Genomic DNA, 400 nt, shown 5'->3' on the forward strand with positions numbered 1-400 from the left:
CGCCGACATCGAGCTCCAGCGTGTCGGCGCCCGCAGCATAGGGCAGGCCAAGCTGCCATTTGGCGGCGGTAGAACCGCCCGGCAGCGTGACGGTGCCGCCGCCGCTGACGGTCAGGCCGCGATAGACTTTTCCATCGGCGAGAACATCGACGGACTGGCCGGCGAGATGCATGGCGCCGCCCACCGTGGTGACCGCAAGACCCGTGTAGGTCAGGCCGCAATCGACCTCGAAGGCGTCCCCGATGGCGCCGTATTCGAACGGCGCGGTCTTGATTTCGATGTAGCGCCTGGTCACGCCGCCAATGCTGCGCTTCACGATCAGCCAGAGGTCGTCATTGCCGTCCTGGCCGGGGGTGACCGCAGCGCTTTCGACATCAGCCCACTTTGAACCATCGGGGCC

The 400-nt window shown here is 66.5% G+C and carries 1 pseudogene; it reads right to left on the reverse strand.

From position 1 onward, the window contains the following. Nucleotides 1–400: pseudogene (locus tag EOB49_RS37855) on the reverse strand (hypothetical protein); the annotation flags it as partial.

The organism is Mesorhizobium sp. M7A.F.Ca.MR.148.00.0.0 (assembly GCF_003997735.1).
Taxonomy (GTDB): Bacteria; Pseudomonadota; Alphaproteobacteria; order Rhizobiales; family Rhizobiaceae; genus Mesorhizobium.